Origin of the sequence: Sphingobacterium tenebrionis, from assembly GCF_037126265.1 — a bacterium.
Lineage (GTDB): Bacteria > Bacteroidota > Bacteroidia > Sphingobacteriales > Sphingobacteriaceae > Sphingobacterium > Sphingobacterium tenebrionis.
The window spans coordinates 88,717-107,413 of sequence record NZ_JAYLLN010000006.1; the positions used below are offsets into that span (position 1 = coordinate 88,717).

The 18,697-nt window shown below is 41.1% G+C and carries 18 protein-coding genes; 9 read left to right on the forward strand and 9 right to left on the reverse strand.

Annotated elements, in window-relative coordinates; genetic code table 11:
* Window positions 1-5 precede the first annotated feature (5 nt).
* Window positions 6-467 carry an NUDIX domain-containing protein gene (locus tag VJ786_RS04515; RefSeq protein WP_134776967.1) on the forward strand — a complete coding sequence of 154 codons (462 nt, stop codon included), beginning with the start codon at window positions 6-8 and terminating at the stop codon, window positions 465-467.
* Window positions 468-898: 431 nt separating this feature from the next.
* Here VJ786_RS04515 and VJ786_RS04520 read toward each other — a convergent pair whose 3' ends face one another.
* The 6 genes from VJ786_RS04520 to VJ786_RS04545 form a co-directional block, all read right to left on the reverse strand.
* Window positions 899-1,030: a hypothetical protein gene (locus VJ786_RS04520; RefSeq protein WP_257213667.1), complete on the reverse strand. Its 132-nt coding sequence runs from the start codon at window positions 1,028-1,030 to the stop codon at window positions 899-901.
* Between the two features lie 174 nt (window positions 1,031-1,204).
* Window positions 1,205-1,678, reverse strand: a complete 474-nt coding sequence (rlmH, locus tag VJ786_RS04525; RefSeq protein ID WP_134776968.1) for a 23S rRNA (pseudouridine(1915)-N(3))-methyltransferase RlmH — start codon at window positions 1,676-1,678, stop codon at window positions 1,205-1,207.
* 183 nt (window positions 1,679-1,861) lie between these two features.
* Window positions 1,862-2,497, reverse strand: coding sequence for a YceI family protein (locus VJ786_RS04530; RefSeq protein ID WP_099365297.1), 636 nt, complete (start codon window positions 2,495-2,497; stop codon window positions 1,862-1,864).
* 125 nt (window positions 2,498-2,622) lie between these two features.
* The gene (gene murA, locus VJ786_RS04535; protein WP_134776969.1) at window positions 2,623-3,948 is read right to left on the reverse strand and encodes a UDP-N-acetylglucosamine 1-carboxyvinyltransferase; all 1,326 of its coding nucleotides are present in this window, start codon (window positions 3,946-3,948) and stop codon (window positions 2,623-2,625) included.
* A gap of 24 nt (window positions 3,949-3,972) precedes the next feature.
* Complete coding sequence (locus tag VJ786_RS04540; protein WP_134776970.1) at window positions 3,973-4,713, reverse strand: DUF4290 domain-containing protein; 741 nt, start codon at window positions 4,711-4,713, stop codon at window positions 3,973-3,975.
* A 45-nt stretch (window positions 4,714-4,758) separates the two neighbouring features.
* Window positions 4,759-7,035 carry an ATP-dependent helicase gene (locus VJ786_RS04545; protein ID WP_134776971.1) on the reverse strand — a complete coding sequence of 759 codons (2,277 nt, stop codon included), beginning with the start codon at window positions 7,033-7,035 and terminating at the stop codon, window positions 4,759-4,761.
* Between the two features lie 346 nt (window positions 7,036-7,381).
* Here VJ786_RS04545 and VJ786_RS04550 point away from each other — a divergent pair, with 346 nt between their 5' ends.
* The 4 genes from VJ786_RS04550 to VJ786_RS04565 all read left to right on the forward strand — a co-directional run bounded on the left by VJ786_RS04550 (window position 7,382) and on the right by VJ786_RS04565 (window position 10,775).
* Complete coding sequence (locus VJ786_RS04550) at window positions 7,382-8,107, forward strand: M15 family metallopeptidase (protein ID WP_134776972.1); 726 nt, start codon at window positions 7,382-7,384, stop codon at window positions 8,105-8,107.
* A gap of 233 nt (window positions 8,108-8,340) precedes the next feature.
* Window positions 8,341-9,225, forward strand: a complete 885-nt coding sequence (locus tag VJ786_RS04555; protein WP_099365292.1) for an Rpn family recombination-promoting nuclease/putative transposase — start codon at window positions 8,341-8,343, stop codon at window positions 9,223-9,225.
* Window positions 9,226-9,413: 188 nt separating this feature from the next.
* The gene (locus VJ786_RS04560) at window positions 9,414-9,968 is read left to right on the forward strand and encodes a hypothetical protein (RefSeq protein WP_134776973.1); all 555 of its coding nucleotides are present in this window, start codon (window positions 9,414-9,416) and stop codon (window positions 9,966-9,968) included.
* A gap of 123 nt (window positions 9,969-10,091) precedes the next feature.
* Window positions 10,092-10,775: an OmpA family protein gene (locus VJ786_RS04565; protein ID WP_336557350.1), complete on the forward strand. Its 684-nt coding sequence runs from the start codon at window positions 10,092-10,094 to the stop codon at window positions 10,773-10,775.
* Between the two features lie 343 nt (window positions 10,776-11,118).
* On the opposite strand, the gene dnaB is transcribed toward VJ786_RS04565, so the two are convergent.
* Window positions 11,119-12,717, reverse strand: coding sequence for a replicative DNA helicase (dnaB, locus tag VJ786_RS04570; RefSeq protein WP_099365289.1), 1,599 nt, complete (start codon window positions 12,715-12,717; stop codon window positions 11,119-11,121).
* A 401-nt stretch (window positions 12,718-13,118) separates the two neighbouring features.
* On the opposite strand from dnaB, the gene ubiE reads away from it, so the two are divergent.
* From ubiE to VJ786_RS04590, 4 genes are read left to right on the forward strand one after another with little or no spacing between them, the layout of a single operon-like run.
* Window positions 13,119-13,856 carry a bifunctional demethylmenaquinone methyltransferase/2-methoxy-6-polyprenyl-1,4-benzoquinol methylase UbiE gene (gene ubiE / locus VJ786_RS04575; protein ID WP_134778411.1) on the forward strand — a complete coding sequence of 246 codons (738 nt, stop codon included), beginning with the start codon at window positions 13,119-13,121 and terminating at the stop codon, window positions 13,854-13,856.
* A 7-nt stretch (window positions 13,857-13,863) separates the two neighbouring features.
* Complete coding sequence (locus tag VJ786_RS04580; RefSeq protein WP_134776975.1) at window positions 13,864-14,628, forward strand: SDR family NAD(P)-dependent oxidoreductase; 765 nt, start codon at window positions 13,864-13,866, stop codon at window positions 14,626-14,628.
* Between the two features lie 30 nt (window positions 14,629-14,658).
* Window positions 14,659-15,108, forward strand: a complete 450-nt coding sequence (locus VJ786_RS04585) for a GatB/YqeY domain-containing protein (RefSeq protein ID WP_134776976.1) — start codon at window positions 14,659-14,661, stop codon at window positions 15,106-15,108.
* Window positions 15,108-15,566, forward strand: coding sequence for a GNAT family N-acetyltransferase (locus tag VJ786_RS04590; RefSeq protein WP_099365285.1), 459 nt, complete (start codon window positions 15,108-15,110; stop codon window positions 15,564-15,566). Before VJ786_RS04585 ends, VJ786_RS04590 begins: the two co-directional genes overlap by 1 nt.
* 70 nt (window positions 15,567-15,636) lie before the next feature.
* On the opposite strand, the gene VJ786_RS04595 is transcribed toward VJ786_RS04590, so the two are convergent.
* Together VJ786_RS04595 and VJ786_RS04600 are read right to left on the reverse strand one after the other, a co-directional pair.
* Window positions 15,637-17,169: a DUF5689 domain-containing protein gene (locus tag VJ786_RS04595; RefSeq protein WP_336557351.1), complete on the reverse strand. Its 1,533-nt coding sequence runs from the start codon at window positions 17,167-17,169 to the stop codon at window positions 15,637-15,639.
* A 2-nt stretch (window positions 17,170-17,171) separates the two neighbouring features.
* Window positions 17,172-18,692, reverse strand: a complete 1,521-nt coding sequence (locus tag VJ786_RS04600; RefSeq protein ID WP_134776978.1) for a SusD/RagB family nutrient-binding outer membrane lipoprotein — start codon at window positions 18,690-18,692, stop codon at window positions 17,172-17,174.
* Window positions 18,693-18,697: the final 5 nt, after the last annotated feature.

An 18,697-nucleotide genomic window follows, 5' to 3' on the forward strand; every position in this document is an offset into this window, starting at 1 on the left:
ATAATATGTATTTATTCAATGTCCGGGTGTATGGCATCCTGGTGAATGAGCGTGGAGAGGTATTGATCAGTGATGAGCGCACCGAAAACGTTTCATTCACGAAGTTTCCTGGTGGAGGACTAGAATATGGGGAAGGTCTGTTAGACGCCCTTAAAAGAGAGTATCAGGAAGAGACGGGGATGGAGATAGAAGTGGTGAGACACATCTATACAACCGATTTTTGGGAGAAATCGAGCTTTAACGAGAGCCAGATAATTTCCATTTACTACCAGGTGAGGTGTTTGAATGAGGTAGATTTAAAGATTAGGACGGAAGTTTTTGATTTTCGGGAGGAGTCTATTGAAGGTAAGTTACAATCCTTTCGTTTGATTCCTTTAAAGGTATTACAGGCGAAAGATTTTACGTTTAAAACGGATCAAGTTGCTTGGTTAGAATTTTTAAAAGTTGCAGATAAAATCAAATTATAATATAAATGTTGCAACTTTTATTTGATATTATAACAAAAGGTTTTTACTTTTACAGTAGGTCTTGGAGATGAGATGAGAATCCAAATTCAAGATTTATGTTTTGAAAACACCTAGTTCTATAGGGTTTTATTAATAGTTAGTGTGATTTTAAGGCGATACTCCCCGTATCGCCTTATTTTTTTGAAGTTTTTTGAGGTGTTTTCGAGGTATTTTTGAAGTTGTAGTGAGGTTGTAGTGAGGTTTTTTTGATGGCAGATATCTTAAAAGGAAAAAAAACGTCATTGCGAGGAACGAAGCAATCTTTATTTAAGTCGAAAGATTGCTTCGTTCCTCGCAATGACGAAAATGTCGCAATGACGATAATGTCGCAATGACGAGATGGTAGACAGGACGAGAGTCCTAGCCGAAAGAGCTCTTACTTAAAAAAACTCCTACCTAAAAAAATAAGCCAAAGCCACTACCACAGCACCACCAATAATGATTATCCATTTATTGACATCACCACCATGTGCCCCTTCTTGACTCTTATACTTATAATCTCTTTTAAATTTATCTAAATCCATAACACTCCCTTTCTTATTTAATTCTTGAATGATTTAATTCTTAGATGCAATCAAACCCTAATTTACACAAAATTTCTTCAAAAATTACCAACAACCAAGATTCCCCTTATGCAAAAACTATCATCTCTCTCCTCAAAACCCAGCAATCCCCCTCAATAAAATCCTTCAACCTATCTACTCATGATGATATGGCTCCCCCCTCATGATCGTATAAGCCCGATACAACTGCTCCACAAAAAACATCCTGATCATCTGGTGCGAAAAGGTCATCCGTGACAAAGAAAGTTTATAATTCCCCCTATTGTAAACCTCCTCCGAAAACCCATATGGCCCGCCGATCAACAACACCAAACTCGACACACTGGAAACCATCTGCTTCTCCAAAAAAGCCGAAAACTCCACAGAACTCAATTCCTTCCCCCGTTCATCCAATAAAATCACGAAATCCTGATTGCTCACGCTCTTCAATAACAAAGCTCCCTCTTTTTCCTTCTGCTGTTCCTGGCTCAAGTTCTTCACATTCTTCAAATCCGGAATCACCTGCAATTGAAAATTACAATAATGTTTCAAGCGCTTAGTATACACTTCAATTCCATCCAAAATATGTCTATCATCTGTCTTTCCAATACAGACCAACGTAATTTTCATTCTAAGTAAATTAAATCAAATATATTTCCACCCTTTCCATCCAACTGCATCATCAACCATCCCAAGCCCAAAAATAAACAAAAAAGGCAACCCTTTATGAAAAGGATTGCCTCATATTCCTAAAGCCTAACCAAGATTATTAAAAGCGCATTAGCTTACCTTTCAAAATCCCTTAAAAGCTATTTATTTTTTAGCTACCAAAGTAACGTCAAAGTTGATCTCTTTAGAAATCAAATCATCTTCTTTACCTGCATAGTTCACTCCCCATTGAGCACGCTCAATATTGAAGTTAGCTGTTGCTTTAACATCAGTTTCTGTTGCTTCTGTTACTTTAGCATCAAAAGTGATGTTTTTGCTGATTCCTTTGATCACTAAGTTTCCAGAAATCACTAAATCTTGATCAGTTGCACCTGCTTTAACCTCTGTAATTGTGAATGAAGCCTCCGGATGAGTCGCAACAGCGAAGAAATCATCAGCTTTCAAGTGGCCATCCAATTTTTGTTTGTATTCACCTTCCAAGTCAGTAGAGCTGATGCTGTTCATATCCAATACAAAGTTTCCGCCAGTTAATTTACCAGCATCAACAGTGATCGATCCAGATTTGATGTTTACAGTACCTGTGTGTGCACCAGTTACTTTAGTACCTTTCCAAACCAATTTAGAAGCAGTAGTGTCTACATTGTAAACCGATCCTGCAACAGCAGTAGTGTTTTCTACGGCAACTGAATCTTTGGTTTCCGCTTTTTTACCTTCAGGGTTTCCAGCACAAGATGCTAATACAAGAGCAGCGATAGCTGATAATAATGTGATTTTTCTCATTTTTATATGTTGAAACATTTAATTAATGGCACAAAAATAGGGTTGCCCTTTTATATGGGCAACCCTTTGAACTTTTTTTAACATTAATCCGACAATCGTATTTTTAAACTACGATGTAAAAATAATTAATGTCCGGCAGGTTGCGCTTCTACACGACGGATATCCGCCCCTAAAGCTTTCAACCTTTCCTCAATATTTTGGTATCCTCTTTCGATCTGTTCAATGTTATAGATCGTTGATTTTCCTTGAGCAGACAATGCGGCGATCAATAGCGAAACCCCGGCACGAATATCCGGAGAGGTCATTTCTATACCACGTAATTTCGTTTGTTTGTTCAATCCAATCACGGTTGCACGGTGTGGATCACAAAGAATGATCTGAGCACCCATATCGATCAATTTATCCACAAAGAACAAACGGCTTTCGAACATCTTCTGGTGGATCAAGACATTTCCTTTCGCCTGGATAGCGGTTACCAAACAGATACTCAACAAATCTGGCGTAAAACCTGGCCATGGAGCATCAGAAATTGTCAGGATCGACCCATCAATAAAGGTGTCGATTTCGTAATGATCCTGCGCAGGAATGAATATATCGTCGCCACGAAGCTCAAATTTGATTCCTAAGCGTGAAAATACCGTTGGGATAATACCCAATTCCTGGAAACACACATCCTTGATCGTGATCTCGGATCCAGTCATTGCCGCTAGACCAATGAAAGAACCGATTTCGATCATATCCGGCAACATTCTATGCTCCGTACCACCTAAACGCTCTACCCCTTCAATGGTCAATAGATTAGAACCGATTCCGGAGATTTTTGCCCCCATGCGGTTCAACATCTTACACAATTGCTGTAGGTACGGCTCGCAAGCAGCATTGTAGATCGTAGTTGTTCCTTTTGCCAAAACCGCAGCCATGACAATGTTTGCCGTACCTGTTACAGAAGCTTCATCCAATAGGATGTAAGTTCCTTTCAACTGGGTAGCATCTACATTGAAAAAGTGGTTTTCTGCATCATAAACAAACTTAGCCCCTAATTTTTCGAATCCCAAGAAATGGGTATCCAAACGGCGGCGACCAATCTTGTCACCTCCTGGTTTAGGAATAGCCGCTTTACCGAATCTCGCCAACAAAGGACCAACGATCATGATGGAACCTCTTAAGCTTCCACCTTTGCGTTTGAATTCTTCCGATTGGAAATAATCGATATTGATGTCCTTGGCTTCGAATTCGTAGGTATCCTGATTTACTCTATTGACCTTCACCCCTAAGGCAGCCAATAAATCGATCAATTTGTTCACATCCTTAATATCGGGGATGTTGCTGATGGTCATTTTTTCTTCCGTCAATAATACGGCTGAAATAATCTGTAGGGCTTCATTTTTCGCGCCCTGAGGAACAATCTCCCCTTTCAATGGTTTTCCACCATGAATTTCGAATGCATTCATAAGATATATAGCGTAGTCGATGAATTATTTTTGGTAATTATTCTTCCTTCCACCCGGATTGTTCATCGGGCGTTTGGAATTCGACATCTTCTTATTGTTGTTGTTATTGTTATTATTATTGTTGTTGTATTTGCGTTGGTTGTTGTTCTGTTGACTAGCACCAGAACTCGAACTACCGCCTGTGCTCTTCATCCTGTTTCCTGGAGGCGGCGTTTTGAAATCAACCTTGGTCAATACCGTATCCGCTGGTAGGGACAGTTCGCCGTTGGACAATAAAGAAAGATCATTCAGGATCTGTTCGTCCGATACGGAATCCTTGTTCCAGGTCAGGTAGGCCATCTTCATGAAATTGGCGATGCCAACTGTCATTTTCTGTCTAGCCTCTTCATTGGAAACTGCTTTTGCTTTGCGGATCATCTCTTCCACGGTATAGCCATAATGTTTGAAACGGATATTATGGTTCGGATATTTAAGGGAATCCGGTTTGTGGTGGATATTTTCTTTGGTCGGGATCGGGTATGGCGAATCTACATCGATCTTAAAATCAGAAATGATGTAAAGATGGTCCCATAGTTTATGTTTGAAATCCGATACATCGCGTAGATGCGGGTTCAGAACACCCATCATATCAATGACCACTTGTGCTAGGCGATTACGTTCTTCGCGATCTGTTAAGGTACAGATGTAATCGACCATGTTCTGCACATTCCTACCATATTCAGCTAGGATAAGTTTAGGTCTGGTACTGTTATAGTCAAAAATCATATTTATTGTTTTACCGTACAGGTAATTTATTTTATTACTCTTGGATTATTCCACGATTCTCAGTTTGGCAAATTTAAGCAACAATTGCTTCTGTCCCAACTCTTTGAAAAAAATAGTTGCTTTAATATCCGGTTTATTTCCCTCCAGGTTGATCACCTTCCCAAAACCAAATCTTTCATGCTCCACTTCCATCCCTACTTGCAGGTTGGATGTATCCGATGGCGCAAAACCTTCGGTAGGTTTATGTGCCTTCGGCAATATCGAGGTCGTTTTCACCACCTTAGGTTTCGGTTTGGAAAACACATCGCCTGTCTCTTTTCGCTGCCAAGATACGCGTTCTGATTGAAAATCCTCGGATCCAACCGCAGAACTTCGCGGTTTGAAATCCAAATCCAAACAACTTGGGTTCAATTCATCCAAGAATCTACTTGGCTCACAGTTATTTAAGGTTCCCCAACGATAGCGTGAGGTGGCATAGGAAAGATGCAATTTCTTTTCTGCCCGTGTAACTGCCACATAGAACAATCGGCGTTCCTCTTCTAATTCCGAGCGGGAATTGAGTGACAACTGCGATGGAAATAGATTCTCCTCCAATCCTACGATGAATACCACCGGAAATTCCAATCCTTTAGAGGCATGTATAGTCATCAAAGAAACCGTATCTGCATTTGGATCCTTATCGTTGTCATCGTTGGTCAATAAAGCAATGTCCTGCATGAACACATCCAGGCCTTTTTCCTCCAGGTCCTCCCTCTCCGAAAACTCCTTGATACCATTCAGCAATTCCTGGATATTCTCGTATCGAGCAAGGCCTTCAACAGATTTATCCTCGTAAAGATCCTTTAATATGCCGGAATGTTGCGCGATATACATGGCGGTATCAAATGCCGTATTGGTTTTGGCCATTGCCTGGAAACTTTGGATCATGATCCCAAAATTGGTCACTGAACCCGCGCTCCTTCCGTCCAAAAACATCTGCGCATTGGCTACCACATCCCAGAGTCTAAGTTGGTTCTGGTCTGCAGCCACCATGATACGGTCTACGGTGGTATCACCGATTCCGCGTCGAGGATAATTGATCACCCGTTTTAAGGCTTCTTCATCATTCGGGTTAAAGGTCAATCGGAAATACCCGATCAGGTCCTTGATTTCCTTACGTTGGTAGAAGGAGGTTCCACCATATAATTTATAGGGAACTCCCAGCTTTCGAAGGGCTTCCTCCATGGATCTGGATTGCGCATTGGTACGATATAGGATTGCAAAATCCTTAAAGTTTAAGGTCTTAAGCGATTTTTCCTGCAAAATGGCCTCAGCAACAATCTTTCCTTCTTCATTATCCGAAAAAGCACGTGTAACTTTTATTTTTTCTCCATCCTCATTGTCGGAGAATACATTCTTTTCTAATTGATTCTTATTGTTGGCGATGATGCTGTTCGCTGCATTGACGATCATCTTGGTCGAACGGTAGTTCTGTTCCAATTTATAGACCTTCACATCCGGATAATCCTTCTGGAAATTCAAGATGTTCTGGATATTGGCACCGCGGAATGCATAGATACTTTGCGCATCATCCCCTACCACACAGATATTCTCGTTCACTGCTGCCAGTCTTTTCACGATCAGGTACTGGGAAAAGTTGGTATCCTGATACTCATCCACCATCAGGTATTTGAACTGATGCTGGTATTTGTACAGCACATCGGGATGTTTGTTCAACAGCACATTGGTCTTGAACAATAGATCGTCAAAATCCATGGCCCCGGCGCGGTAACAACGTTGCGCATAGGTCATGTAGATCTGTCCCAATTGTCCCCTTCCATTGGCGATATCCTCCGCCATAATGGCTTCGTTCTTATTATATTCCTGCGGAGAGATCAGGTTATTCTTTGCTGATGAAATCCGACCATATACATGGTTTACATTGTACAGTTTATCATCCAGGTTCAACTCTTTCAAGATGGCGCGCAATAAGCTCTTGGTATCGTCTGTATCGTAAATAGTAAAATTGCGGGGATAACCGATCAGTTCAGCCTCCACCCGTAGGATACGGGCAAAAACGGAGTGGAAAGTTCCCATCCAGATGTTCTTCGCCTCTTGACCAACCACCTTCATGATACGCTCACGCATCTCTTTCGCAGCCTTGTTGGTAAAGGTTAATACTAATATATTGAATGGATCAACGCCCTTTTGAATCAAATGGGCCACCCGATAGGTTATCACACGTGTCTTTCCAGATCCTGCACCTGCTACAATCATCACCGGACCTTGAGTCTGCTCGACAGCCGCTCGCTGGGAAGGATTTAATCCTGCTAAAAAATCCAAAATTCGCTCCTAAGTTTAAATATCTATTGCCTCTATTTATGGGGACTCAAAATTACGAAAAATACATGGAGTAGACAATAGATGAGAGACGTTAGATGAGAGTTTATAGATGATAGACTATAGACGATAGACCCGTCATTGCGAGGAGGTACGACGAAGCAATCTTTACACTAATCGAAAGATTGCTTCGTTCCTCGCAATGACGAAAAAACTCGCAAGGTCGGGAAAGGTCTATAATCTATTATCTAACGTCTATTATCTAATCTATCAAGAACATTCCGTAAATTAGAGCTACCCTTATACATTTAATTCTATATACAATTAAAACTGAAATACAGTCCATTCTATGAATAATTTATTGACCACAGAAAAAGACCTCCAGCATTGTTTTCGAACTTTATTGAATTCCTGCATATTACTGATTTTCTGCTTAATATTATCTTCTTGTTCGGTTTTACAACCAGTGCCTGGTACCTTTGTGGATCTGAAAAAAATCGTACCTGGAATAGAAATAGACTTGAGCTATTATGGAAACCATAATTTTCTGGGTAGACCAGTGGATGGATACAAACGTGAAGTTGCCTATGCCACCCTGGAAGCAGGATTCGCACTTCAGGCATTGCAAAAGGACCTCCAAAAAGAAGGCTTAGGGATCAAAGTCTTTGATGCTTATCGACCTCAACAAGCGGTCGACCATTTCAAACGTTGGGCTAAGGACATCAAAGATACCTTGGCGAAAGCTACTTTCTATCCCGAAGTGGATAAAAGAAACCTTTTCAAATTGGGATACATTGCTGAAAGATCAGGACATAGCCGAGGCAGCACCATCGACCTCACCCTGATCACCCTCAAAGACAAAAAAGAACTGGATATGGGCAGTCCATTCGATTATTTCGGAGAAAAATCCCATCACAATTACCGGCATCTAACAGAAACCCAAAAAGTCAACCGCAAAAAATTAAGGACTCTCATGGATAAACATGGCTTCAAAGCACTTGATGAAGAATGGTGGCACTATACTCTGAAAAACGAACCTTTCAAGGATAAATATTTTAATTTCCCTATTAAATAACGGTCAATTTCTCCGTCATTGCGAGGAACGAAGCAATCTTTCGATTAGTCCAAAGATTGCTTCGTTCCTCGCAATGACGAATTTCGGCTATCCATCGTCTATTATCTATCGTCTATCATCTATAATCTAACATCTATTACCTTTCATCCGAATCCTTTTTTAACCATTTGATAAAAAGAAGGAAACAATTAATTTCCCTACGTTAATTATCTTTATAACAGACAATTAACACAATGAGCCGACAGATAAAACCAACCTACATTGAACCTTTATCGGATTTTGGTTTTAAAAAAATATTCGGCACATCAGCTAACAAAGATCTATTGATCAACTTCCTAAATGTGGTTTTTCAGGGACGAAAAATTATCTTAGATATACATGAATGTAATTCAGAACGAATTGGCAAAACCAAAGAGCATGGGAAAGTATTTTTTGATCTCCATTGTATCGGTCAGAACGGGGAACATATTATCATCGAGGTACAGCGGTATAATCAGCGGAATTTCTTAAGTCGAATACTATATTATCAATCCATTCTCATTTCCGAACAAGGTCAAATCGGAAAGCAGAAAAAATGGAATTACGAAATTTCGGAAATTTACACTATTGTGCTCATGGACAGCTTTCCGCTAGAAATAGAAAACAAGGATCAAAATTATATCCACCCGCTCTGCTATTGCAGTATGGAAACAGGAACAATATATCTCGAAAAAAGCAAAATAATTTTCTTAGAATTGATTAACTTTACCAAGAAAGAACCTGAAATACAGGGAGATCTGGAGAAATGGCTTTTTGCTTTAAAACATATGTCGGTCATGCAAAAAATCCCAGATCCACTTCAGGATCCTATTTTTAAAAAACTATTTAAAATAGCAAAATATACAAATCTAAACAGAAAGGAGCAGGAAATGTACGACAGGGAACTAAAACGTAAAAGGGATGCCCAATTAATGAAAGACACGTGGTTGGAAGAAGGAGAATTAAAAGGAAGAGCAGAAAGAAATCAAGAGTTTGTCTTACTTCTTCATCATTATGGTGACCCCATTGAAAAAATCTCCAAAATAACTGGCCTTTCTCAAGTGGAGATCAATAAAATCATAAAATCCAAAAAGGGCTAGAAATTCAAAAAAATAAAAGATTATCAATACAGCAAAAACCCAGATGGAATAAAATAATTAGACAAATAAATTCTATTGTCTATTGTCTAATATCTATCATCTACCACCTATCCCCCCCTATCGTCTAACTTGGTACAGTAATTGAAGTATTTGAAGTTGAACACAAATTGTTAAATAAATAACCACCTATGAACTCAAATACAAAAATCTTATTAGGTTTAGGCCTATTGGCATGCACGGCATGTACGACAACTACCAAAACTGATCAGGACACAGATAAGGACACGACTATTGTGGTCAACCAACCAGCTTCACCCGTAATTGTGGAAGAAAGAGTTGTGGAAGAACCGGCACAACCAGCCACAACCAATGCAATCAGCAGTAAACAAGTTAGTGACGGGACTATTAATGTCACTAAGGTCAATGTGTTGGGAAGCATCATGACTGTTGAACTGATGCTGGACAATCCAGAGAAAAATGCAATCAACATCAATTTCCCAGCAGATAACATCTATTACATCGATGATGCAACGGCAAAGAAAAACAGCTTACTGAAAGATGATGCTGGAAAAGTTATGCTTACGCCAACCAATTCAGAGGGCAAAAAAATGAGGTATCTGGGATCGGATAAAATGGTATTGATGAGCCTGAAATTTGCAGCTCCACCTGCTGAAAGCAAAACCATCAGTTTAACGTTAGGAGATTACGGAACGTTTGATGGACTTCCTATCACCCGCCAATAATCCATATAGAATTGCAGAAAGCAGATTTCAGAAAGGATAGAATTGTAGAAAAGATGGAATTGCAGAAAAGATGAGATAAGAGAAATTTGGAATATGAGAAATTCAGGAATAACTTTTATAAATATGAGTCTGTTCTCAGCATTGCTACTTATGGGTTGCAATGCTGAAAACAGCAATCAAAAAGGCAGCAAGGATACGGTTTATGCACCCATAAACAATGAGCCAGTAGATACCCTAAGAGCAGAATCCCAAGGGTTTGGTGCAGATACTGGATCATTTTCTGCATCAAGATCAGGCAACCAAACCGCCTCAGAAAGCGAAAACCAAACTACTTCAGCAACGGACAACCGAAACACCTCATCCTCAAACACATCCGATGGAACCTTGATTACTTCAGGAAGCAGTTTGACAGCATCATCCAGCAACTTGAATGTCGACATCCGCCTAGCAGCAGACAACCTTTTCGATTTTAATAAGGCAACCATAAAACCTGAGGCAGAACCAGAACTTAAAAAAGTTGCTGATCAACTGAAAAAAGTTAATGCCGATGCCGTTCAGATCATTGGGCATACCGATTCAAAAGGGAATGACCAATACAACGACAAATTGTCCCTACAACGTGCAGAAGCAGTAAAACAATGGTTCGAAAAAAACGGTGTAAAAAATAAGCTCTTAGCCAGCGGAAAAGGGGAAAAAGACCCCATCGCTGACAATGAACTACCCAACGGACAGGACAATCCCGAAGGCCGCACTAAAAACAGAAGAGTTGACATCAAATTCGTCGGCTCTCAGAGCATCAGCAATTAACTATTCCTATTGAACATTATTACCCAAAATTAGGCTAGGTTTTAATTATTCATGAAAGCATCTTCCAAGAATATTGCAAGTACCATGTAAGTGCAAATACACACTTACAACTCACTTACAACTCACTTACACTACACTTGAAACTAGCCTACAACAACATAAAAAAGCCGTATCAAATTCCAATCTGATACGGCTTTTTTTCTTATTTTTTTATCCTTTACCTAATCCCTCTCCATCAAAAATCTATAATCTCTCATCTATCATCTATAATCCCTCATCTCCCATCAAACTACACAGTCTAACTACTAAATACTAACTACTAAATACTACCAAATAAATACCCCTAAAACGGTGCATCATCCGGCATATCGTTCATTCTCGATGGCATAGTAATACCCCCACCAAATCCACCGAAATCACTGGAAGGCTGCATAGCACTACTTGCACCGCCAAAGTCGTTGAAACTTCCACCTTCAGGGCCACCCATACCAGAGAAATCATCCTCCAGATCCACGAACTTCACATATTTACCCACAAAGCGTAAAGGTACAATACCAGTTTCACCGTTACGGTGCTTCGCAATAATAACCTCACCTACCCCAACCGTGGATCGACCTTCTTCATCTTCCATCAACCCATAATATTCCGGACGATATAAGAACAACACCATATCCGCATCCTGCTCGATAGATCCCGATTCACGTAAGTCGGAAAGCATTGGACGCTTACTGTTACCAGGTCTTGATTCTACGGCACGACTTAACTGTGATAAGGCCAGTACCGGGATATTCAATTCTTTGGCAACAGATTTCAATGCGCGGGAAATACTACCGATCTCTTGCTCACGGTTACCACCGCCACCTTTACCATCACCTTTACCATGCATCAACTGCAGGTAATCGACGATCACCATCTGAATATCGTATTGTGCTTTTAGACGTCTACATTTTGCGCGGAACTCGAATACGTTCAGCGCTGGGGTATCATCGATGATCAAAGGTGCTTCTGTCAATCGACCAATTCTGGAATGCAGTTGCTGCCATTCATGGTCTGCCAGATTACCTTTTTTCAATTTCTCCTGTTCAATCTCCGTTTCTCCAGCAATCAGACGGTTAACCAACTGTACTGACGACATCTCCAGGGAGAATACCGCAACAGCACGCTGATGGTCTACCGCAGCATTCCGTGCTACAGATAATACGAAGGCCGTTTTACCCATTGCCGGACGAGCCGCAATAATCACCAGATCCGATGGTTGCCAACCGGAAGTCATCCGATCCAACGCTGTCAGCCCGGAAGGAATACCCGTTAAACCGTCTGTCCGATCACGTAATAACTCCAGGTTATTGATGGCTTCGCGCATGATGTCGTCCATCTTACGTGAATCCCTTCTCAAGTTATTCTGCGCGATATCGAACAAAGATTTCTCCGCATGATCCAATAGATCAAAGATATCACTGGTTTCGTCATACGAAGCGTTGATGATCTCTGTGGACACCTTGATCAGTTCTCTTTGGATATATTTTTGGGAGATGATACGTGCGTGGTATTCGATATTGGCTGCAGATACTACCCTATCCGTCAATTGGGTAATATAATAAGCTCCACCAACCATTTCCAAAGCGCCCATTCCGCGCAATTCGGCGATTACGGTCAGTAGATCGATTGGCGAAGTCTTTTGGAACAGGTTATAAATTGCCTGGAAGATCTGTTGATGTGCTTCTTTATAGAACGAATCCGGTTTTAGGATATCGATCACCTCACTCAATGCATTCTTTTCCAACATGAGTGCGCCAAGGACTGCTTCTTCCAGATCCAAAGCTTGAGGTGGTATCTTACCCAAACCACTAATCAAGTTGTTCACACTCGTCCGTTTCTGCTTGAAGTTCGGACGGTTCGACTGACCCGACTGGCTATTTGTGTGTTCGTTTTCTAAAGACATATTACAATTTATCTACGGCTTGTTCAAAAGTTTTCAATGATAGGGTAACAAATGTAAGGAAAATAAAATACCTCTATAACCAAAGTTATGAACAGCTAAAATAGGTGCTTCAACAATCATGCAATAGTAGTTGAATTACAAGCCTTAGTATTCCACATCAAATGTGGATAAAACCTTAATAACTCTATTTAAACACTCATTATCAATCATTTAAATCGATGTGGATAACATCGGAGACTGTTAATAAGCCTTTAGCAGGAAAGCCTCGGAAAGGCTTTGTTGGCTTAAAAAGCAGTTCAAATTCATAGTCAGGGAGTTAAGGTTTTTGGATTATCTAAACTATGGAAAAAGCTCGGGAGATAAAGGATAATTTCTGTTTACTTTGTTGTATCTTTGTCCCTATGTCAAATGATGCTTCAACAGTAAAACCATACAATCCCGAGGGCGGAAAAAAAGAGCAAGTAGCGGATATGTTCAACAACATTTCGAAAACTTATGATCTATTGAACCGTTTTATGACGATGGGGATTGATACCATCTGGCGCAAAAAAGCCATCAAATCTTTGAAAAGTTTAAACCCACAGATGATGCTAGATGTCGCCACGGGAACTGGTGATTTTGCTATTGAAGCCATCCGTATCCTGAATCCCAAAAAGATCATTGGGGTGGATATTTCCCAAGGGATGTTGGATGTGGCGAAAGAAAAGATCAAGAAAAAAGGTTTAGAAAATCAGTTTGAGGTTTGTTTGGGCGATTCGGAGGCACTACCCTTCGAAGACCAGACCTTTGACGCTGTGACGGTTGCTTTTGGGGTTCGGAACTTTGAGAACCTGGAACAGGGACTGAGCGATATCCGCAGGGTATTGAAACCTGGTGGAAAGGCAATTATTTTGGAGCTTTCCAATCCTACCGCCTTCCCGATCAAGCAGCTATTTAATTTTTATTTCAACAAGATAACGCCAGCGATGGGCAAAATGATCTCTAAAGACAATAGAGCTTATGAATACCTGCCGGAATCGGTAGCCAAATTTCCTGATGGCGAACGGTTTGCAGCCATCACCAAAACAGTAGGCTTTAAATCCTGTCGGGTAAGACCACAGACTTTTGGCTTCTGTACCATTTACGAATGTCATAACTAAAAAATAAATGAGAACAGTTTTAATTACAGGGGCAAGCTCAGGAATAGGTGAAGCTTGTGCATTGCAATTGGCGGAAGAGCAGAACTTTCGCTTGCTATTATGCGCCAGGAGAATTGAAAAACTGGAAGAATTAACGAATAAAATCAAAACATTGAACCCGAATTGTGAGGTACATACCTTCAAATTGGATGTCCGCAATGCCGAAGAAGTGGAGACCACTTTAGGGAACCTCCCTGCAGAATGGCGCAAAGTGGATGTTTTGATCAATAATGCTGGTCTGAGCCAAGGATTGGATCCGATTCAAGATGGAGACATAGGTGATTGGGACAGAATGATCGATACCAATGTAAAGGGACTTCTATACGTGACCAAATACGTGGTCCCTATGATGGAGGGGAGCGAACAAGCGCACATCATCAATTTGGGATCCATTGCCGGTAAGGAGGTCTATCCGAACGGCAATGTGTATTGTGCAACCAAACACGCTGTGGATGCCTTGAATAAGGCAATGCGCATTGACCTACTGAGCAAAGGGATCAAGGTAACTGCCATCAATCCAGGTATGGTGGAAACGGAATTTTCGGAAGTAAGATTTCATGGCGACAAGGAAAGAGCAAAGGCCGTCTACCATGGCCTGACTCCGTTGAACGGTCAGGATATTGCGGAGATCGTATCTTTTGTGCTTTCCAGACCAAAACATGTTAATATCAATGATCTATTGGTCATGCCAACCGTGCAGGCCAATGGCACCATCATCAACAGAAACAACTAATCTATTCATATACGTTTAATTTATAATAGAATGTCATTAGAAACACAAATCAACCAAGATATTAAAGCGGCAATGATCGCTAAGGATAATGCAAAATTGCGTGGACTTCGTGCCATCAAGGCGGCTATTTTGTTGGCAAAAACCGAAAAGGGCCATAGCGAGGAGATGACCGAAGAAGCGGAAATCAAGGTACTTCAGAAATTGGTGAAACAACGTAAGGAATCAGCAGAAATCTACCAACAGCAAAACCGTGAAGATCTTTATCAGATCGAAGTGGAAGAACAGGAAGTGATTGAGGCTTATCTACCGAAACAATTGGACCGTGCAGCCATCGAAGAGATCGTTAAAGGAGTTATTGCAGAAAGTGGCGCTACGTCGGTAAAAGATATGGGTAAGGTGATGGGTGTTGCCAATCAAAAATTGGCGGGTAAAGCAGATGGTAGAACAATTTCAGAAGTTGTTAAAGCGTTATTGAGCTAATGGAATGGTTCAATAAATCCTTTGAAGAGCTGAGTTCGTTGGAACTGTACAAAATCCTGCAGGTAAGACAGGAGGTTTTTGTACTGGAACAGACTTGTATCTATAGGGATTGTGATGATAAGGATCAGTTTGCCAAGCATCTATTTGCGGTGAAGGATGACAAATGTGTCGCCTATGCGCGATTGATCCCACCAGATTACTCCTACCCTGGATCTTCTTCTATCGGAAGGGTCCTGGTCCATCCTGAATTCAGAAAATTGGATTATGGAAAATTATTGATGGAACAAGCGATACAAAGCTTGGTAGAGGATTATCCTGATTTTCCGATCCGGATTTCCGGTCAGCAATACCTGGAAAAATTCTATAATGAACTGGGATTCAAGACAGAGAGTGATATGTATCTCGAAGATGATATTCCCCATCTAGAGATGGCTTATTACCAGCATATTCAAGCATAAAAAACGGGCTCCTTTAGGAACCCATTTTATTGTATAATATTAACGATGATGCTAATCAGGAACCAAATGGTTAATAGACCAGCTTGGTTGCAAATTCTGGATTTTCAATATCCTCCAATACAGAAGTCTTTTCCAATAAAGGCGCATATTTTACACGTGCTTTGGTCCAACGACCTAAGGTCATGTTATATTCTCCCCCCATATAATTGAAATAGCCCGCATCGGAAGGTGTATTATAAGGAATATTGTTGGTATTCGACCCAGAACGATAGAACGGCTGTTCGTTCAACGTGATCGGGTTAATGATATCATAGAAGTCATTATTGGCTACACGGTATCCAAAACCATTACCAACCACACTACCTCCAGAAGCCACAAACATCACATCCTCTGGGATCGATTTCTCTGTTACATCCGTACCTTCAAAAATCGCAATTCCATAGGTATTTCCGCTATTGGCCAATAGGTTGGTGGTCTTTGTTCCGAAACCTTGCCCATCGGTCGTGCCATAATTATGTGTAGCAATCCAGTTGGCATGTTTGATACTGGTGGATCCCGAACTGAGGATCAATCCATTGGTTCCACCTACATAGAAGAAGGTCCCTTTCTTGGCTGTTCCTTTGGTCAGATTGATCTTATAGGTCCGCATGCCACCTGTTGCCCAGCCCTTTTGTGGGAAACCCACTGGGGTGGAAGCATTGGCATTATTGGTGGTAACCACCGAGAACGGCGTTTTAGCAAAATCGATATCCTCTGTTGCCATAAACTGCATATACTCATGGTTATTATCGGAACCTTTTGGATCATTGTTCCAACCGGTAATAATAGCTTTCGGAACCTTATATACCGATTTCAATTCCACTAAATCTCGTTGCGTACGCATTTTCTGATAAGCAATAACACTGTCTTGCTCCTGTTTGGTAAATACGATACCATAGTAATTGGCCATTTTATACTGTGGAAGGTTGGCCAATGTTGAATTCGCATCGGTAGAAACCGTAATGGTTCCAAATCCATCATTGATGGTCTGATCGCCAGAAATCACCTGACCCGGCTCAGGAGTGTAAGTATAACCTCCCTTAACAATGGCCACCAAGGTACTTTCGAAATCATAAGGTTTCGCGGCAATCTTTGCGGTATTGGTTAAAGTCGCATAAACCGGTCTATCTGAAGCCACTTTAGTGATGCGATTCTGGTCCACATTCTTGATCTGCAAGAGTCCATCAACACGGTCTAAAACAGTACCATCGAGATTGATGATCACAGAATCTCCCGGTTTATATTCTTTAGCGAGATCTCCTAGTGGAATGGCCACTCCTCTTAATAAACTTAACCTTCTGGCATCCTGCACGAACAACATGCCTTCAGGCAGGTTATTACCCGAGTGATCCGAAATCACCACAGCCGAAAGGCTATTGGAGCCTTCCATGGTTTCCAGGTTCAGATCAATCGCCGAACCTTTATATAAATTACGGATATCATATATACCGATATAAGGACTCACCTCCCCTCCTGGATAATTGGTATCCGCACAACTTGCCAAGCTACCTGCGAGCACTGCAAATCCGAATAATTTTTTAAAAATATTTTTCATCTCCTTCATGATTAAGGCTTTTGCCACCACATTTTTGTATTGATTTCATCTGCCCCTTGTCTGGCAACCGCTTCTCTATAACTTACTGGGTTAGAAGATTGCACGTAGACTGGATATTGCATACGCGCCGGCATTTCGCCATTGTTCTTCAAACCTGCTCCTTTTGGCAATATTGGATGTCCTGTTCTTCTATACTCGAACCATTGTTGAAGATCTACTAAGAACAACGCAAAATACTTTTGCTGATGGATCATTTCCATTTTCTCGTCGAAAGTTGCCGCAGCATCCCAAGCCTTATCAGAGGCCGCCAGATGTTCCTCGATATTTCCGGTCCATGTCGGTACCCATAGGGTAATGGAATTGGAAGCGCCAGAATAGAAAGGCACGCTAGGATCTCCAGTGATATAGCCTTTCAGCATGGCTTCTGCCTTGATGAATTCCACCTCCGCAAAATTCATGATCATTCCGGTCATAGGTTCATGCTGCATGCTGTATCCCCCTACGATCTGATCTGCCGAATAGAAATAGGACATTTTTGAATAATCCTCCGAACCTTGGGCATATCCACTTGGAACACCTACGAAGTTTCCGGACACGGGCGCAATTCCCCAACGGTTTACACCTGCTTTCCCATAGTCAGGAATGTTCAATCGTGGATCATTCGTATCACGCAAGAAATCAATGAAATATTCGGCAATCGCAGTTGCTCTAAAATCCTGTACCCTTGTCGACATAAATGGGGATACATAAACCCCTTCTCCCGTCCAACGAAGAATGGCAGACTCCTCATTATTGGCAATGATGGGATAATTAGATTTATTGGTTTCCAAAATCTCTTTGATTTTTGCTTCTGCATAATCTTTTACCTCGGCTTTATGGGCAACACGCATCAATAACCTCAGGAATAAGGAGTTTCCAAACTTACGCCAATTGGCTACCGATCCAGCATATACTGGATCCTGTAATGGATCAATTGCGGTATTGGCTTTCAGCAGGTTATTCGCCGAATCCAATTTCATCAACAGATTGGTATAGATATCCTTCTGGGCATCAAATTTTGGTTCGAACAACAAGGAGTCTCTTCCCAAGGTAGCCTGTGTATAAGGGATATCACCATACGTATCCGTTAGAATGGAGTTGGTCCATGCCTGAAGGATCATGGAGATCCCTTGATAGGACGTATTAAAGGTCAACTCATTCTGCGCCTTGCTGTACATATCCTTGTAATTGGATAGATTCAGGAAGTGGTTGCTCCAAAGGTAATCTGACCAACTTCTTCTAAAGTCATATCGGAAGACTTTGAATTCGCCATCTCCAATGGAAACAGTGACCTGCATCAATTCATTGTTGAAGCCCCTGTTCCGGTTCATATTGGCGGATACGGAAGAGATCAAAGCATTTGCCATGAACTGCTCCGGATAGGCTTCCGTGGTTTTGGTCGGGTCGACATTCAGGTCAACAAAACCTTTATCGCAAGATGAAAGTGCTAAGATGCTTAACAGACTTCCAAATAGTATATTTTTCAATTTCATGATAA

What these genes read in the sequence shown, in the direction of transcription:
- VJ786_RS04515 (WP_134776967.1), top strand. Translation starts at nt 6, where the DNA reads ATGTATTTATTCAATGTCCGGGTGTATGGCATCCTGGTGAATGAGCGT.
- VJ786_RS04520 (WP_257213667.1), bottom strand. Translation starts at nt 1,030, where the DNA reads ATGGATTTAGATAAATTTAAAAGAGATTATAAGTATAAGAGTCAAGAA.
- rlmH (WP_134776968.1), bottom strand. Translation starts at nt 1,678, where the DNA reads ATGAAAATTACGTTGGTCTGTATTGGAAAGACAGATGATAGACATATT.
- VJ786_RS04530 (WP_099365297.1), bottom strand. Translation starts at nt 2,497, where the DNA reads ATGAGAAAAATCACATTATTATCAGCTATCGCTGCTCTTGTATTAGCA.
- murA (WP_134776969.1), bottom strand. Translation starts at nt 3,948, where the DNA reads ATGAATGCATTCGAAATTCATGGTGGAAAACCATTGAAAGGGGAGATT.
- VJ786_RS04540 (WP_134776970.1), bottom strand. Translation starts at nt 4,713, where the DNA reads ATGATTTTTGACTATAACAGTACCAGACCTAAACTTATCCTAGCTGAA.
- VJ786_RS04550 (WP_134776972.1), top strand. Translation starts at nt 7,382, where the DNA reads ATGAATAATTTATTGACCACAGAAAAAGACCTCCAGCATTGTTTTCGA.
- VJ786_RS04555 (WP_099365292.1), top strand. Translation starts at nt 8,341, where the DNA reads ATGAGCCGACAGATAAAACCAACCTACATTGAACCTTTATCGGATTTT.
- VJ786_RS04560 (WP_134776973.1), top strand. Translation starts at nt 9,414, where the DNA reads ATGAACTCAAATACAAAAATCTTATTAGGTTTAGGCCTATTGGCATGC.
- VJ786_RS04565 (WP_336557350.1), top strand. Translation starts at nt 10,092, where the DNA reads ATGAGTCTGTTCTCAGCATTGCTACTTATGGGTTGCAATGCTGAAAAC.
- dnaB (WP_099365289.1), bottom strand. Translation starts at nt 12,717, where the DNA reads ATGTCTTTAGAAAACGAACACACAAATAGCCAGTCGGGTCAGTCGAAC.
- ubiE (WP_134778411.1), top strand. Translation starts at nt 13,119, where the DNA reads ATGTCAAATGATGCTTCAACAGTAAAACCATACAATCCCGAGGGCGGA.
- VJ786_RS04580 (WP_134776975.1), top strand. Translation starts at nt 13,864, where the DNA reads ATGAGAACAGTTTTAATTACAGGGGCAAGCTCAGGAATAGGTGAAGCT.
- VJ786_RS04585 (WP_134776976.1), top strand. Translation starts at nt 14,659, where the DNA reads ATGTCATTAGAAACACAAATCAACCAAGATATTAAAGCGGCAATGATC.
- VJ786_RS04590 (WP_099365285.1), top strand. Translation starts at nt 15,108, where the DNA reads ATGGAATGGTTCAATAAATCCTTTGAAGAGCTGAGTTCGTTGGAACTG.
- VJ786_RS04595 (WP_336557351.1), bottom strand. Translation starts at nt 17,169, where the DNA reads ATGAAGGAGATGAAAAATATTTTTAAAAAATTATTCGGATTTGCAGTG.
- VJ786_RS04600 (WP_134776978.1), bottom strand. Translation starts at nt 18,692, where the DNA reads ATGAAATTGAAAAATATACTATTTGGAAGTCTGTTAAGCATCTTAGCA.